At 64.5% G+C, this 12,831-nt stretch carries 15 protein-coding genes; 5 read left to right on the top strand and 10 right to left on the bottom strand.

Going from position 1 to position 12,831, the window contains the following annotated elements; all coding sequences use genetic code 11:
* Positions 1 to 62: 62 nt before the first annotated feature.
* The 6 genes from ACIP02_RS07180 to ACIP02_RS07155 form a co-directional block, all read right to left on the bottom strand.
* Positions 63 to 641 carry a DJ-1/PfpI family protein gene (locus ACIP02_RS07180; protein WP_012274008.1) on the bottom strand — a complete coding sequence of 193 codons (579 nt, stop codon included), beginning with the start codon at positions 639 to 641 and terminating at the stop codon, positions 63 to 65.
* 51 nt (positions 642 to 692) lie between these two features.
* On the bottom strand, positions 693 to 1,850 hold the full coding sequence (locus tag ACIP02_RS07175; RefSeq protein ID WP_400614637.1) for a phosphatidylserine/phosphatidylglycerophosphate/cardiolipin synthase family protein: 1,158 nt from the start codon (positions 1,848 to 1,850) through the stop codon (positions 693 to 695).
* 1 nt (position 1,851) lies between these two features.
* Positions 1,852 to 2,433, bottom strand: a complete 582-nt coding sequence (locus tag ACIP02_RS07170) for a YceI family protein (RefSeq protein WP_400614634.1) — start codon at positions 2,431 to 2,433, stop codon at positions 1,852 to 1,854.
* Positions 2,434 to 2,477: 44 nt separating this feature from the next.
* Complete coding sequence (locus tag ACIP02_RS07165) at positions 2,478 to 2,774, bottom strand: amidase (protein ID WP_400614632.1); 297 nt, start codon at positions 2,772 to 2,774, stop codon at positions 2,478 to 2,480.
* A complete protein-coding gene (locus tag ACIP02_RS07160; RefSeq protein WP_400614629.1) occupies positions 2,771 to 3,853 on the bottom strand; it encodes a serine hydrolase domain-containing protein in 1,083 nt (360 codons plus the stop codon). The genes ACIP02_RS07165 and ACIP02_RS07160 overlap by 4 nt, the downstream gene beginning before the upstream one ends.
* 180 nt (positions 3,854 to 4,033) lie before the next feature.
* A complete protein-coding gene (locus ACIP02_RS07155; RefSeq protein WP_400614627.1) occupies positions 4,034 to 4,921 on the bottom strand; it encodes an acyl-CoA dehydrogenase in 888 nt (295 codons plus the stop codon).
* Positions 4,922 to 5,081: 160 nt separating this feature from the next.
* Here ACIP02_RS07155 and olsB point away from each other — a divergent pair, with 160 nt between their 5' ends.
* Positions 5,082 to 5,837 (top strand): L-ornithine N(alpha)-acyltransferase, encoded by a 756-nt coding sequence (gene olsB / locus ACIP02_RS07150; RefSeq protein ID WP_400614624.1) that lies wholly within the window; start codon positions 5,082 to 5,084, stop codon positions 5,835 to 5,837.
* A complete protein-coding gene (locus ACIP02_RS07145) occupies positions 5,837 to 6,625 on the top strand; it encodes a lysophospholipid acyltransferase family protein (RefSeq protein ID WP_400614622.1) in 789 nt (262 codons plus the stop codon). The genes olsB and ACIP02_RS07145 overlap by 1 nt, the downstream gene beginning before the upstream one ends.
* 132 nt (positions 6,626 to 6,757) lie before the next feature.
* Here the strand turns inward: ACIP02_RS07145 and ACIP02_RS07140 are convergent, their stop codons facing one another.
* Positions 6,758 to 7,342 carry an ACP phosphodiesterase gene (locus ACIP02_RS07140; RefSeq protein ID WP_400614620.1) on the bottom strand — a complete coding sequence of 195 codons (585 nt, stop codon included), beginning with the start codon at positions 7,340 to 7,342 and terminating at the stop codon, positions 6,758 to 6,760.
* 150 nt (positions 7,343 to 7,492) lie between these two features.
* Between ACIP02_RS07140 and ACIP02_RS07135 the strand changes: the two genes are divergently transcribed.
* Complete coding sequence (locus tag ACIP02_RS07135; RefSeq protein ID WP_003255178.1) at positions 7,493 to 7,795, top strand: helix-turn-helix transcriptional regulator; 303 nt, start codon at positions 7,493 to 7,495, stop codon at positions 7,793 to 7,795.
* A gap of 16 nt (positions 7,796 to 7,811) precedes the next feature.
* Positions 7,812 to 8,861, top strand: coding sequence for an alkene reductase (locus ACIP02_RS07130; protein ID WP_400614618.1), 1,050 nt, complete (start codon positions 7,812 to 7,814; stop codon positions 8,859 to 8,861).
* Between the two features lie 123 nt (positions 8,862 to 8,984).
* Here the strand turns inward: ACIP02_RS07130 and ACIP02_RS07125 are convergent, their stop codons facing one another.
* The 3 genes from ACIP02_RS07125 to ACIP02_RS07115 all read right to left on the bottom strand — a co-directional run bounded on the left by ACIP02_RS07125 (position 8,985) and on the right by ACIP02_RS07115 (position 11,832).
* Complete coding sequence (locus tag ACIP02_RS07125) at positions 8,985 to 9,809, bottom strand: ATPase (RefSeq protein WP_400614616.1); 825 nt, start codon at positions 9,807 to 9,809, stop codon at positions 8,985 to 8,987.
* A gap of 87 nt (positions 9,810 to 9,896) precedes the next feature.
* Positions 9,897 to 10,892, bottom strand: a complete 996-nt coding sequence (locus ACIP02_RS07120; protein WP_400614613.1) for an NAD-dependent epimerase/dehydratase family protein — start codon at positions 10,890 to 10,892, stop codon at positions 9,897 to 9,899.
* 49 nt (positions 10,893 to 10,941) lie between these two features.
* Entirely contained in the window at positions 10,942 to 11,832 is an 891-nt protein-coding gene (locus tag ACIP02_RS07115) for a LysR family transcriptional regulator ArgP (protein WP_400614610.1), read from the bottom strand.
* Between the two features lie 101 nt (positions 11,833 to 11,933).
* On the opposite strand from ACIP02_RS07115, the gene ACIP02_RS07110 reads away from it, so the two are divergent.
* Positions 11,934 to 12,533 (top strand): LysE/ArgO family amino acid transporter, encoded by a 600-nt coding sequence (locus tag ACIP02_RS07110; protein WP_400614608.1) that lies wholly within the window; start codon positions 11,934 to 11,936, stop codon positions 12,531 to 12,533.
* The last annotated feature ends 298 nt before the right edge of the window (positions 12,534 to 12,831 follow it).

The raw sequence follows: 12,831 nt of genomic DNA, 5'->3' as shown, positions 1-12,831 counted from the left end.
ACCACCGAACCTGAGGACAGTGCAATCCCTGTGGGAGCGGGTTCACCCGCGAAGAGGCCCGGTCAGGCGATACGGGTACCCAGCACCTTGAGGAAGGCCGCCAGCCACGCCGGGTGCGCTGGCCAGGCCGGTGCGGTCACCAGGTTGCCATCTACATGCGCCTGGTCCACGGCTATGTCGATGAACGTGCCACCCGCCAGCCGCACCTCCGGCGCACACGCCGGGTACGCGCTGCATTCCCGTCCTTCCAGCACCCCGGCCGCCGCCAGCAACTGCGCGCCATGGCACACCGCCGCAATCGGCTTGCCCGCCTGGTCGAACGCGCGCACCAGCTCCAGCACCTTTTCATCCAGGCGCAGGTACTCCGGCGCGCGGCCACCGGGGATCAGCAGCGCGTCGTAACTCTCGGGCCGCACCCGCACAAAGTCGTAGTTCAGGGCAAAATTGTGCCCAGGTTTTTCGCTGTAGGTCTGTTCACCCTCGAAGTCATGAATCGCGGTACGTACCGTCTGCCCCGCCAGCTTTTCCGGGCACACTGCGTGCACCGTGTGGCCGACCATGCTCAGCGCCTGGAACGGCACCATCGCTTCGTAATCCTCGACGTAATCACCCACCAGCATGAGAATTTTCTTCGCCGTCATCGCATCCACTCCTTCCATTGCCCGTGAACAGTCATTGCACGATAGCCGCTATCAGTCACGGCGGTCGAGCACGTTCACTACCAGGCGGTCGAGCCAGCCCCATACCCGTTGCTTGACCCGCCGCCACAGCGGCCGGGCATGCCAGTGAGCAAGGTCAACCTCCTCGCTCAGGGCAAAGTCGCGCTCGAAGCTGGCAACCACGGCGGCGGTCAACGGCGGGTCCAGCGCCTCGATGTTGGCCTCAAGGTTGAAGCGCAGGTTCCAGTGGTCGAAGTTGCACGAACCGACGCTGACCCAGTCATCCACCACGGCCATTTTCAGGTGCAGGAAACACGGCTGGTACTCGAAAATACGTACCCCTGCGCGCAGCAGGCGCGGGTAGTAACGGTGCCCGGCGTAGCGCACCGAAGGGTGATCGGTGCGTGGGCCGGTCAGCAGCAGGCGCACATCCAGGCCCTTGCTGGCGGCGCGACGCAATGAGCGGCGCACGCTCCAGGTCGGCAGGAAGTACGGCGTGGCCAGCCATACCCGCTGCTTGCCGCTGTTCAGCGCCCGCACCAGCGCATGCAGGATGTCCTGGTGCTGACGGGCGTCGGCATAGGCTACCCGGCCCAGACCCTGCCCCTGTGCAGGCACCTTGGGCAGGCGCGGCAAGCCGAAGCCTTCGGCGGGGCGCCAGGCGGTGCGGCGGTTGTTGGCGTGCCATTGGCGGTCGAACAGCAGTTGCCAGTCGGTCACCACCGGCCCCTCCATCTGCACCATCACCTCGTGCCAGTCACTGGTGGCATCACCCGGTGTCCAGAACTCGTCGGTAACCCCGGTGCCGCCCACCGCGGCCCAGCGCTCATCCACCAGCAGCAGCTTGCGATGGTCGCGGTACAGGTTGCGAAGGCCGCGCTTCCAGCGCAGGCGGTTGTACCAGCGCAGGTACACACCCGCCTCCAGCAGGCGCTGGCGCAACTTGCTGTTGAAGGCCAATGAGCCGTAGTCATCGAACAGGCAGCGTACCCGCATGCCACGCCGGGCGGCCTGCTCAAGTGCTTCAACCACGGCTTCGGCACAGGCGCCAGCTTCGACCAGGTACAGTTCCAGGTCGACCTGGAACTCGGCACGCACGATCGCAGTGAGCATGCGCGGAAAGAACTCGGGGCCGTCGATCAGCAGCTCGAACTGGTTGCCATCCCGCCAGGGGAAGACCGGCCCCGCCATGTCAGCGGGCGGTGAAGATCAGCACCGCATTCACCGGTACCGATGGGTTGATGGATTTCAGCTTGGCGAACTTGCGCAGGCTTTCCAGCCCCGGCAGCAGGCCGAAATCCTCGGCACGCAGCACCACTGGCTCAAGGGTCACTACCTGGAAGCGTCGCGCATCCAGGCGGGTGGCCAGCAACAGCGCGTTATAACTGTGCGACTGGCCATGCAGGTTCACCGTCAGTGGCAGGCGCAGTTCGACCTGCGCCCCGTCGGCCAGGTCGTTGATCGGGCGCAGGTCGATTTGCGCCTTCACGCTGACTTCGGCAAACCGCTCGACCTCGAACAGGTGGTCGCGCATCTGCTCGTCGCGCAGCGGAATGCCGCTGCTCACCGAGTCCATCTCGATGCGCAAGCCCGCCGCGCCCTTGCGGTCGACCGCGCCATGCAGCACCAGAAAACGATGCACTTCGGCGGTATCACCGTTCTTGCCGGTAATGAACGACAGGCGCGAAGACTCGCCATCAAGGTGCCAGTTGGCATGGGCGGGCAGGCACAAAGCCAGCAACAGGGCGGGGAGCAGACGGGGCAGCTTGAACATGACAGATCTCGTGAAACCAGGCCGCCAACCTTACCCGCCCGCCTTCACGGCAGCAAGCGGCAACCCGCGCGCGTGCCCTGCCAGGCGGCCTGGTTGCGCTGGCCCAGGCCTTCGGCGGTAACCAGACGCTGCGGGGTGTTTTCCTCCAACCGGCGCAAAGGCAGCCATTGCTTCACATAGCCTCGGCAATACCCCTCGTCGAAGCCCATGACAAAGCGGCACGAGCAGTACTCCTTGGCCGAGTAGGCCGAGAGGATGCCGGGGAAGTCCGCCAGCGCCTGACGCTCCAGCCACGCCCAGCCGAGCAGGGCGACCAGCACCAGTAACAGCACGCGCTTCATGCACCCTCCTTGGGCAACGCCGCCAGCACCCGTTTCAGCAGTTCGTCATGACGGTAGCTGCCGTCACGGTCATCGCCGTAGCGCACGATCACCAGCTTTTGCGCAGGCAACACATAAAGCGCCTGGCCCCAATGCCCCAGGGCCGCGAAGGTGTCTGCGGGCGCATTCGGCCACGGCCGTTCGGCGCCGGCCAACGGCTGGTTGAGCCACCAGTGGCCGCCGGGGTTAGCCTCGCCGGGCAGCGCTTCGGCCTGGGCAAATGCCGTACGGTTGAAGGCCACCCAGGCCTGGGGTAGCAGTTGCTGACCCTGCCAGCGCCCGGCGCGCTGCATCAGCAGGCCGATACGTGCCAGGTCGCGGGCCGTGAGGTATAGGTAAGAGGAGCCAACGTAAGTGCCCGCACGGTCACGCTCCCACACCGCACTCTCGATACCCAAGGGGCTGAACAGTGCCTGCCAGGGGTAGTCATCATATTGACCGGGGTCGAGCATGCCGCGCAGCGCGGCGGCCAGCAGGTTGCTGTCGCCACTGGAGTAGAGAAAGCGCTGGCCGGGGCTGGCTGCCATGCCCCGCGCCGCCGTGTAGGCGGCCATGTCCGCGCGACCACGGGTATACAGCATGGCCACCACCGAGGATTTCAGCGGAGCGTATTCGTAGTCTTCCTGCCAATCCAGGCCGCTGGCCCAGTGCAGCAGGTCGGCCATGCGCACGCCAGGGTGGGCATCCATGGGTGGGTAGAAGCGGCTTGCTGCGTCTTGCAACTGGAAGCGGCCCTCGCCTTGGGCCACGCCCAGTAGTGTGGCGAGCACGCTCTTGCTTACCGACCAGGTCAGGTGCGCAGTGGAGGCAGTGGTGGGGGCGCCGTAGCGCTCGTGGAGGATGCGACCATCGCGGATGATCAGCAGGGCGTCGGTGCGGATGCCATTGCGCTCGGGGGTGGTGCGGGTGGGGAAGGCATAGGTGTCGACGGCTTGCCAGTTGAGGGTGGCGTTGTCGATTGGCCAGTCGGGATCAGGCCATTCCTCAGCCTTGGCGGATGCCATGGCCATGCAAAAAAGCAGCAGTAGACCTTTCAGCATCCCTTATTGGCTCGCAATTTTTGGGGCTGCTTTGCAGCCCTTTCGCGACGCAAGGCCGCTCCTACAGGTACAGCGCCAGGCCTGAAGCTGACGCGATCCCCTGTAGGAGCGGCCTTGTGTCGCGAAAGGGCCGCAAAGCGGCCCCAAGGATTTATAGGTTCACACAAACCTATCAGGCACTCATGACAATCCCGCAGCAGCCCAAGCCTTGTTCAGCCGCTTCTCCCGCGCCGCCATCGCCAGCGCCATCACCCCCTGATCGCGCTGCCAAAGTTCAGCCCACTGCACCGGCCCAGCCGCCAGTGCTGCATCGACTTCCCCGCGCAGCGCCTGGAACTGCGCAAACAACCCGCCCAGCAGCAAATGGCACCCCGTGCTATCGGCACACTGCCGGCTAGCCTCGGCACACCCAGCCAGCAGCGAGAGCAACTGCAGGCGCAAACCTTGCGACCAGGCACACGCCTGCCCCACCCCATACAACCAGGCCGTCAACGCCGTGAGCACATACAAGTCCTCCAGCGAGCGAAACGGCTTCACGTAGGCATCCCAACCATCACCGGCCAGCAACTCGCATGCCGCCTGCTCAAGCACCAATCGGCCGTGGCCCACCTCCGGCATCAGCGGCAAGGTCGGCAATGGCTCCAGCGTCACCCCCGGCTCACCGGGGTAGACCACCGCCAGGTTCAATTGCGGTGCTGCGCCTGCCGCCTCGCTGCGCGCCGCCACCAGCAGCCACTCTGCTTCAAGCCCGGCTGTGACGAAATCCTTGCTACCCGTCAGCCGCAAACCGTCCAGCCGCGTCTGCATGTCAGCCGGCCGCACGCTACGCCGCTCGGTTGCACACAGCGCGCCAAGGCTGGGCGGCGCACTGGGCCACAGCACGCGCAAGGCCGCCTGGTAACCGACCAGAAAGGCCAAGCCCGGGGTGGCCATTGCGCGCCCGCCCAATACCGCCAGTTCGAACGGCGCAACCGGGCCAAGGCGCTCGAGCAGCGCGGCGTAGGTTTCGCCCAGGGTGCCCGCCAGGGCCTGGCGAAGCGGGTCGTTGATTCGTTGCAACCAAGCCATGGCACAGCTCCTTTCCGGGGGCATTCGGTTAAGGCTCAGGGGGGTGTCACGCAAGCATCACCAAAGATTCACAGGGGTGACACCCCGTCTACCTAGGCTGACTTTGCACAACAAAGCCGACCGGCCGCAACCCTTCATGGCTGGCTTATGGAGACTCGTAATGACTCGGATCGCTCACGCTGGCGATAACAGCACTGAACGCCGTCTGCAAGCCGAACGCCTGGTTGGCGCCGCGGCGCTGCAAGAGGCCCAGGCCCTGCGCTACAACGTATTCAGCGCAGAATTCAAGGCCAAGCTCAAAGGTGCCGAGCACGGCCTGGACATGGACGACTACGACGTGCACTGCCGCCACATTGGTGTACGCGACCTGAGCACCGGCAAGCTGGTTGCCACCACCCGCCTGCTCGATCACCAGGCCGCCAGCAGCCTGGGCCGTTTCTACAGCGAAGAAGAATTCAGCCTGCACGGCCTGTTGCAGTTGCAGGGCCCGATCCTGGAGCTGGGCCGCACCTGCGTAGCCCCCGACTACCGCAACGGCGGCACCATCGCCGTGCTCTGGGGCGAACTGGCCGAAGTGCTCAACGAGGGCCGCTACAGCTACCTGATGGGCTGTGCCAGCATCCCCATGCAAGACGGTGGCGTACAGGCCCATGCGGTGATGCAGCGCCTGCGCGAGCGCTACCTGTGCACCGAACACCTGCGCGCCGAACCAAAGAACCCGCTGCCGAACCTGCCGCTTCCCAACAATGTCATTGCCGAAATGCCACCGCTGCTCAAGGCCTACATGCGCCTGGGCGCGAAGATTTGCGGCGAGCCGTGCTGGGACGAGGATTTCCAGGTCGCCGACGTATTCATCCTGCTCAAGCGCGATGAACTGTGCCCGCGCTACGCCCGTCACTTCAAGGCGGCGGTCTGATGCCGAAGCTGCGGGTACTGGCCCGCCTCTCCCGACTGCTGTTGGTATTGCTGCTGGGCATGCTGATGGCCAGCGTGATCGCCCTGGGCGAGCGGCTGGGCTTCAAGGCACCGATCGAACGCCGCCAGCGCTGGACCTGCCTGTTCATGAAACGCCTGGTCGCGGCCCTGCCCTTCGATGTGCGGGTAATCGGCGAGCTGCCGCAGCGGCCGATGCTATGGGTCAGCAACCATGTGTCCTGGACTGACATCCCCCTGCTCGGCATGTTGCTGCCACTGTCGTTCCTGTCCAAGGCCGAAGTGCGCCATTGGCCGGTGGCGGGCTGGCTGGCGGAAAAGGCCGGCACCCTGTTCATTCGCCGTGGTGGGGGTGACAGCCAGCGCCTGCGCGAGCAGATCGCCGGGCAACTGGGCCTGGCCCGGCCGGTGCTGATCTTCCCCGAAGGCACCACCACCAGCGGTCGCACCTTGCGCACCTTCCACGGCCGCCTGCTGGCGGGGGCCATCGACCGGGGCGTGGCGGTGCAGCCAGTGGCTATCCAGTACCTGCGTGACGGCCAGATCGACCCCGTTGCGCCGTTTATCGGCGATGAAGACCTGGTGTCGCACCTGATGCGCCTGTTTGCCCAGCCGCGGGGTGAGGTGTGCATCCACCTGTTGCCGCCGATTGGCAGCGTAGGCAAGGAGCGTGCGGTGTTGGCAGTGCAGGCGCAGCAGGCGATTCACCTGGCGTTGTTCGGGGTTGAAAACGGCGAGATGGCGCCACGGCGGCAGGCGCGGGCTGCCTGAGTTTTTTGCACTGCCTGTTATGGCCCTTTCGCGGGTAAACCCGCTCCTACGGGGACCGTGCAATCTTTGGTATCACGCTATCCCTGTAGGAGCGGGTTTACCCGCGAAAGGGCCGGCACAGCCAACACAACACTAACTGCCAGACACCCGCCCCGCCGCCGCAAACGCCTGCAATTCGGGATAAAACGCGCGGAAATCCGCCATCAACGGCTCATACAACCGCTCCAGCTCAGCCATCACCCCAACCATCCCTTCCGGCCGCGACAGCCGTCGGCCAATGCCGTTGAACACCTGTTCCAGCGTGGCGAAATCACCATACGCCCCCAGCCAGTCATCCGCCGCCATGAACGGTGCAATCCGCGCCAAACGCCCCGGCAATTCTGGCTCCGCCAGCAGTACCCGATAAAAATCGCCGGTGAACTGAGCCAGCGGCTGCTCGGCATAATCGTGCCAATGCCGCGCCAGGCAATGATCAAAGAACACATCCAGCACGATGCCGGCAAAGCGCCGCCGCTCGCGCGGAAAGCGCGCCAGCGCCGCCAGCACCAGCGGGTGCTGGTCGGTGTAACTGTCGATGTGCCGGTGCAGCCGAATGGCCGCCTCCAGCGCAGGCGCAAAACGCCCCTCCAGCGAGCCTTTGACAAAGTCGCCATACAGGCTGCCAAGCAGTTGTTGCGGCGCCGGGCCGCCCAGGTGCAAGTGCGCTAGGTAGTTCATGAGCGCATTCTAGCACCGCACCCGCCTATATCGTCATAACGCGATATAGCGATTCGTGCTCAGCTCAGAAGATCTTCATATTTGTATATCGGGATTCAGCGATTTACATTTCGCCCTATCGCGATATACCGCTACAACGAGCCCCAACCGATGCCACTCGATCTCGACGAAATCATAAAAGCGCTGGCCCACCCGGTCAGGCGAGAAATCCTCAGCTGGCTGAAAGACCCGGCAACTCAATTCCCCGACCAGTACCACAGCACCGAAAACGGTGTGTGTGCCGGGCAGATCGATCAACGCTGCGGCCTGTCGCAGTCAACCGTCTCCGCCCACCTGGCCACCTTGCAGCGCGCCGGGCTGATCAGCAGCCAGAAGATTGGCCAATGGCATTTCTTCAAACGCGACGAAGCCACCATCCAGGCGTTCCTCGAACAACTGCGCCAAGCGCTTTGACCAGCAGGTAACCGATATGACCACGCTTTTCGATCCGATCACCCTGGGCGACTTGCAACTGCCCAACCGCATCATCATGGCGCCGCTCACCCGCTGCCGCGCCGACGAAGGCCGCGTGCCCAATGCATTGATGGCCGAATATTACGTGCAGCGCGCCAGTGCCGGGCTGATCCTCAGCGAGGCCACTTCGGTCAGCGCCATGGGGGTCGGCTACCCGGACACCCCCGGCATCTGGAACGATGAACAGGTGCGTGGCTGGAACAACGTGACCAAGGCCGTGCATGCTGCGGGCGGGCGCATGTTCTTGCAGCTGTGGCACGTGGGCCGTATTTCCCACCCCAGCTACCTGAATGGCGAACTGCCGGTGGCCCCCAGCGCGATCCAGGCCAAGGGCCATGTCAGCCTGGTACGCCCGCTGAGTGATTACCCCACCCCGCGCGCACTGGAAACCGAAGAAATCAGCGACATCGTCGAGGCCTACCGCAGCGGCGCGGAAAACGCCAAGGCGGCCGGTTTCGACGGTGTGGAAATACACGGCGCCAACGGCTACCTGCTCGACCAGTTCCTGCAAAGCAGCACCAACCAGCGCACCGACCGCTACGGCGGCTCGCTGGAAAACCGCGCGCGCCTGCTGCTGGAAGTGACCGACGCAGCCATTGAAGTATGGGGCGCTAACCGTGTCGGCGTACACCTGGCGCCGCGTGCCGACGCCCATGACATGGGCGATGCTGACCGTGCCGAAACCTTCACCTATGTGGCCCGTGAGCTAGGCAAGCGTGGTATCGCTTTCATCTGCTCGCGCGAGCGGGAGGCTGACGACAGCATTGGCCCGCTGATCAAGGAAGCGTTCGGTGGCCCGTACATCGTCAACGAGCGTTTCAACAAGGCAAGTGCCAATGCAGCCTTGGCCAGCGGTAAGGCGGATGCGGTGGCGTTTGGTGTGCCATTCATTGCCAACCCTGACCTGCCGGCGCGGCTGGCGGCGGATGCGCCGTTGAACGAGGCGCATCCCGAGACCTTCTATGGCAGAGGGCCGGTGGGGTATATCGACTATCCGCGGTTGTGACTGAAATCGCCGGGGCCGCTCTGCGGCCCTTTCGCGACACAAGGCCGCTCCTACAAGGGAACGCGATCTCCTGTAGGAGCCGCCTTGTGTCGCGATAGGAGGGCAAAGCCCTCCCCTGCGATCTCAGGGCCGGGCGCTGATCTGCTGCTGCAGGTTCTGGATCTGGCTCTGCAGGGTGTTCAGGTTGCGTGTGGTCTGCCCACGGAACGCATCGAACTCTTGCACCGAGGCCCCACTGGACGCCGCCGCCGGGCGGTTTTCCATCTGCGTCTTGAGCACCAGCATGTCCTGCTCCAGGCTTTCGATGGCCGCTTTCTGGCCACCCTCCTTCTTCAATGCGGCCACCTCGTCACTCAAGTTCTTGAGCTGCCCGTCAAGCTTGCCGCCGTCCACCTGGCCCGACTTCAACGCCGCCAGCTCGGCATTCACGGCCTTCAACTGCGCCTGCAACTGGTCCTGCAGTTCGGTCACGGCCTTCTGCTGCTCACGCGTATCGGCCAGCACCTGCTCCAGGCGCTTGCCCAGGTCGCCCGCCTGGCCGGCGACGCCTTGCTGCAGCTTGCCCTGCTCGGCCAGGCTGGCCTGCAACTGGCGGATCTGCAGCTTGAGCGCTTCGCTGCCGGTGTTGACCGACGACTCGCTGGCCGCAACCTTGCCACTGATAGCCTGCAAGCGCCCGGCCGCGTCCTCGCTGATGCGGGCAAAGCTTTCCTGGGTCGCCACCAGTTGCTGCTCCATCAGCGAAATCTGCTGGAAGCTCCACCAGCCCAACCCTGCCAAGGCAATGAACGAAGCCCCCAGCAGTACCCACAATGCCCCGGTGCTGGCAGGCCTGGCGGCCTTTTGGCGGCTGCGAGACACATGCGCCGGCAACAGCTCGTCATCATCAGGGGTACCGGCCCGCAAGGCAGGCACATCATCGAAATCGTCGTGAGCATCGTTGCGCATGGGTAAGTTCAACCGCGGTAGTAGCAAAGAGACAGGAGTATAAACCGCTCGCGCGGCGCACTGATGACCATCATCGGCGCGCCAGGTTCACTGCCCCAGCGGTTGATGTTTCCACCAGGCGCAGAATTCATCCAGCGCCGTCCACAGGTTGACCTTGGGTTGATAGTCCAGGTACTGCCGGGCACGGCTGATATCCAGGGTGAAATCACGGCTCATGACCTGCATGCCCAAACGTGACAAGGTCGGTTGCGGGCGCCCCGGCCACACCATGCAGGCCGCTTCGTTCAACGCCGCCAGGCTGTAGGCCAGGCCGTAGGAACGGTAGCGGGTCACCTGAGGCAGCTGCATCTGGCGCATCACGTAGTTGACCACGTCCCACAATGGCAGCGGCTGGCCGTTGCTGATGTTGTAGGCCTGGCCCAGCGCCCGCTCATCGGCGAACAGCGCACTGAGCAAAGCCTCGTTGAGGTTGTGCACACTGGTAAAATCGACCTTGTTCAGGCCATTGCCGATGATTGCCACGCGGCCCTTGCGCTGCATCTGCATCAGCCGCGGGAAAATGCTGGCATCACCAGCGCCGGTGACAAAGCGCGGGCGCAGCGCCAGCACTTCAAGGCCGAACTCCTGGGCACCGAACACTTTCTGCTCGGCCAAGTGCTTGGTTTGCCCGTAGTGGTCATGGAAGCGGCGCGGCACCTGGTCTTCGCGGATGTCCAGGCGCGAACGGCCATTGAAGTAGATCGACGGCGACGACAGGTGCACCAGCCGCCGCACGTGCTCTTTCAGGCAGCCCTCGACCACGTTCTCGGTGACCACGACATTGCCTTGGTAGAAATCCTGATAACGCCCCCAGTTACCCACCGCGCCAGCGCAATGCACCACCGCCTCGACGCCTTGGCACAGGCGCCGGGCCAGCTCGGCATCACCGAGGTCGCCGGGGATGAACTGGGCGCCGCGCTTGACCAGGTGCTCGACGCCTTCGGCACGGCGGCCGCTGACCCGCACGTCCAGCCCCTGCTCCAGGGCAACGCGCGCAAAGCGCCCGCCAATGAAGCCACTCGCGCCGGTGACCAGAATTCGCATGTAACACTCCGTCTTGCCAAATTTCAGATGCAACTGACGCCAGCCGTGGCTACAAGGGCACCAGCCATTGCCGTGCGGCGTAGCGCAGGTGGTCGGTCAGTTGCGCGAGCAAGTGCCCGCCATTGCGCCAATGATGCCAGTACAGCGGCACATCGATGGGGGTATCGCTGCAAATTTCCACCAATTGCCCGCCAGCCAGTTGTTCACGGGCCTGCAGTTCGGGCACCAGGCCCCAGCCCAGGCCGGCCTCGGTCATACGCAGAAAGCCTTCCGACGATGGGCACAGGTGATGCAGGAAACCGTCCTCGATGCCCAGCGAAGCCAGATAGCGGTGCTGCAGGAAGTCGTCCGGGCCGTACACGATCGCCGGGGTACGGGCCAGGCGGCTGGCGACAAAGCCCTGGGGAAAATGCCGGGCCATGAACCCTGGGCTGGCCAGCGCCCGGTAGCGCATGGCCCCCAAGGGCAGGCTGCGGGCCCCGGCCACCGGTCGCTCGCTGCCACACAGGCAGGCAGCCACCTCACCGGCGCGCATCCGTTTCAAGCCCACGTCCTGGTCTTCTACGACCAGGTCAGTCAATACATTCTGCTGCGCACAGAAGTCCCCCACTGCGCCCGCCCACCACGTGGCCAGGCTGTCGGCGTTGAGGGCGATGCGCAGGCGTTCCGGCATGCCCTCTTCGTCCAGCGCCGGTACCTGGCGCTGCAGGTCGCGTTCAAGCAAGCGCACCTGCTGTACATGGTTGAGCAACTGCCGGCCGACGTCAGTCGGGCTGGGCGGCGTAGCGCGCACCAGCACCGGCTGGCCGACCCGCGCTTCGAGCAGCTTGATGCGCTGGGAAATAGCCGATTGCGACAAGCCCAGCACTTGCGCGGCACGCTCGAAACCACCCTGTTTGATCACTGCCGCGAGGGCGGCCAGCAGCTTGTAGTCGAACATCGATTTTCCTAATGAGGGATCAGCTTTATTTGTTTTTCTTATACAGCCCCGAACAGCACAATAGCCAGCATCTTTTGTGACCTTTTTCGGAGAGCGTGGCCATGTGGCAAAGCTATCTCAACGGCATGTTGGTGGCCTTCGGCCTGATCATGGCCATCGGCGCCCAGAACGCCTTCGTCCTCGCCCAGAGCCTGCGCCGCGAGCACCATCTGCCGGTGGCGGCACTGTGCATTGTCTGCGACGCCCTGCTGGTGGCCGCCGGGGTATTCGGCCTGGCGACCGTGCTGGCGCACAACCCGACCTTGCTGGCGATCGCCCGCTGGGGCGGCGCGGTGTTCCTCATCTGGTACGGCGCCAAGGCCTTGCGCAGCGCCTGTTCCAAGCAAAGCCTGCAGCACCAGCAAGGCCAAGGCACCCGTTCACGCCGCGCGGTACTGCTCAGTGCCTTGGCGGTGACGTTGCTGAACCCGCATGTATACCTCGACACGGTGTTGCTGATCGGTTCGCTGGGCGCCCAGCAGACCGAGCCTGGGGCTTATGTGGCCGGGGCAGCCAGTGCTTCACTGCTGTGGTTCTCGACCCTTGCGATCGGCGCGGCCTGGCTGGCCCCGTGGCTGGCGCGACCAGCGACCTGGCGCATGCTCGACCTGATGGTGGCGGTGATGATGTTTGCGGTGGCGGCGCAGTTGGTTTTTAGCTGATCTGGGTTCGGCATGGCTTTTTTATCGCCTGTGAGACCGAGCGCCGCCCGCGCGGCGCTTCGCGGGGCAAGCCCGCTCCCACATCTGTTTCGGGCCAGTCACTCCTGTGAGGTCACCGCTGTCCGCCTTGTTTGTTCCCCTCAATATTGAAGGTGTCGCTTGTGCTTTTCTGCAATCTGCAGCCATGCAACCAGGGTGCGAGTGCGGAGGAAGCAGGAATAACTGGCCCGAAACAGATGTGGGAGCGCCTTGTGCCGCGAAGCGCCGCGCGGGCGGCGCTCGATCTCATAGGCGCTGA

Origin of the sequence: Pseudomonas sp. NPDC089408 (assembly GCF_044749445.1) — a bacterium.
In the GTDB taxonomy this organism is placed as follows: Bacteria; Pseudomonadota; Gammaproteobacteria; order Pseudomonadales; family Pseudomonadaceae; genus Aquipseudomonas.
Note: the sequence above shows the minus strand (reverse complement) of the source record. Positions and strands in the feature narration are given on the sequence as shown.

Bases quoted from the DNA above. Each gene is read 5' to 3' on its own strand.
- ACIP02_RS07180 (WP_012274008.1), bottom strand. From the start codon at position 641: ATGACGGCGAAGAAAATTCTCATGCTGGTGGGTGATTACGTCGAGGAT.
- ACIP02_RS07175 (WP_400614637.1), bottom strand. From the start codon at position 1,850: ATGGCGGGGCCGGTCTTCCCCTGGCGGGATGGCAACCAGTTCGAGCTG.
- ACIP02_RS07170 (WP_400614634.1), bottom strand. From the start codon at position 2,433: ATGTTCAAGCTGCCCCGTCTGCTCCCCGCCCTGTTGCTGGCTTTGTGC.
- ACIP02_RS07165 (WP_400614632.1), bottom strand. From the start codon at position 2,774: ATGAAGCGCGTGCTGTTACTGGTGCTGGTCGCCCTGCTCGGCTGGGCG.
- ACIP02_RS07160 (WP_400614629.1), bottom strand. From the start codon at position 3,853: ATGCTGAAAGGTCTACTGCTGCTTTTTTGCATGGCCATGGCATCCGCC.
- ACIP02_RS07155 (WP_400614627.1), bottom strand. From the start codon at position 4,921: ATGGCTTGGTTGCAACGAATCAACGACCCGCTTCGCCAGGCCCTGGCG.
- olsB (WP_400614624.1), top strand. From the start codon at position 5,082: ATGACTCGGATCGCTCACGCTGGCGATAACAGCACTGAACGCCGTCTG.
- ACIP02_RS07145 (WP_400614622.1), top strand. From the start codon at position 5,837: ATGCCGAAGCTGCGGGTACTGGCCCGCCTCTCCCGACTGCTGTTGGTA.
- ACIP02_RS07140 (WP_400614620.1), bottom strand. From the start codon at position 7,342: ATGAACTACCTAGCGCACTTGCACCTGGGCGGCCCGGCGCCGCAACAA.
- ACIP02_RS07135 (WP_003255178.1), top strand. From the start codon at position 7,493: ATGCCACTCGATCTCGACGAAATCATAAAAGCGCTGGCCCACCCGGTC.
- ACIP02_RS07130 (WP_400614618.1), top strand. From the start codon at position 7,812: ATGACCACGCTTTTCGATCCGATCACCCTGGGCGACTTGCAACTGCCC.
- ACIP02_RS07125 (WP_400614616.1), bottom strand. From the start codon at position 9,809: ATGCGCAACGATGCTCACGACGATTTCGATGATGTGCCTGCCTTGCGG.
- ACIP02_RS07120 (WP_400614613.1), bottom strand. From the start codon at position 10,892: ATGCGAATTCTGGTCACCGGCGCGAGTGGCTTCATTGGCGGGCGCTTT.
- ACIP02_RS07115 (WP_400614610.1), bottom strand. From the start codon at position 11,832: ATGTTCGACTACAAGCTGCTGGCCGCCCTCGCGGCAGTGATCAAACAG.
- ACIP02_RS07110 (WP_400614608.1), top strand. From the start codon at position 11,934: ATGTGGCAAAGCTATCTCAACGGCATGTTGGTGGCCTTCGGCCTGATC.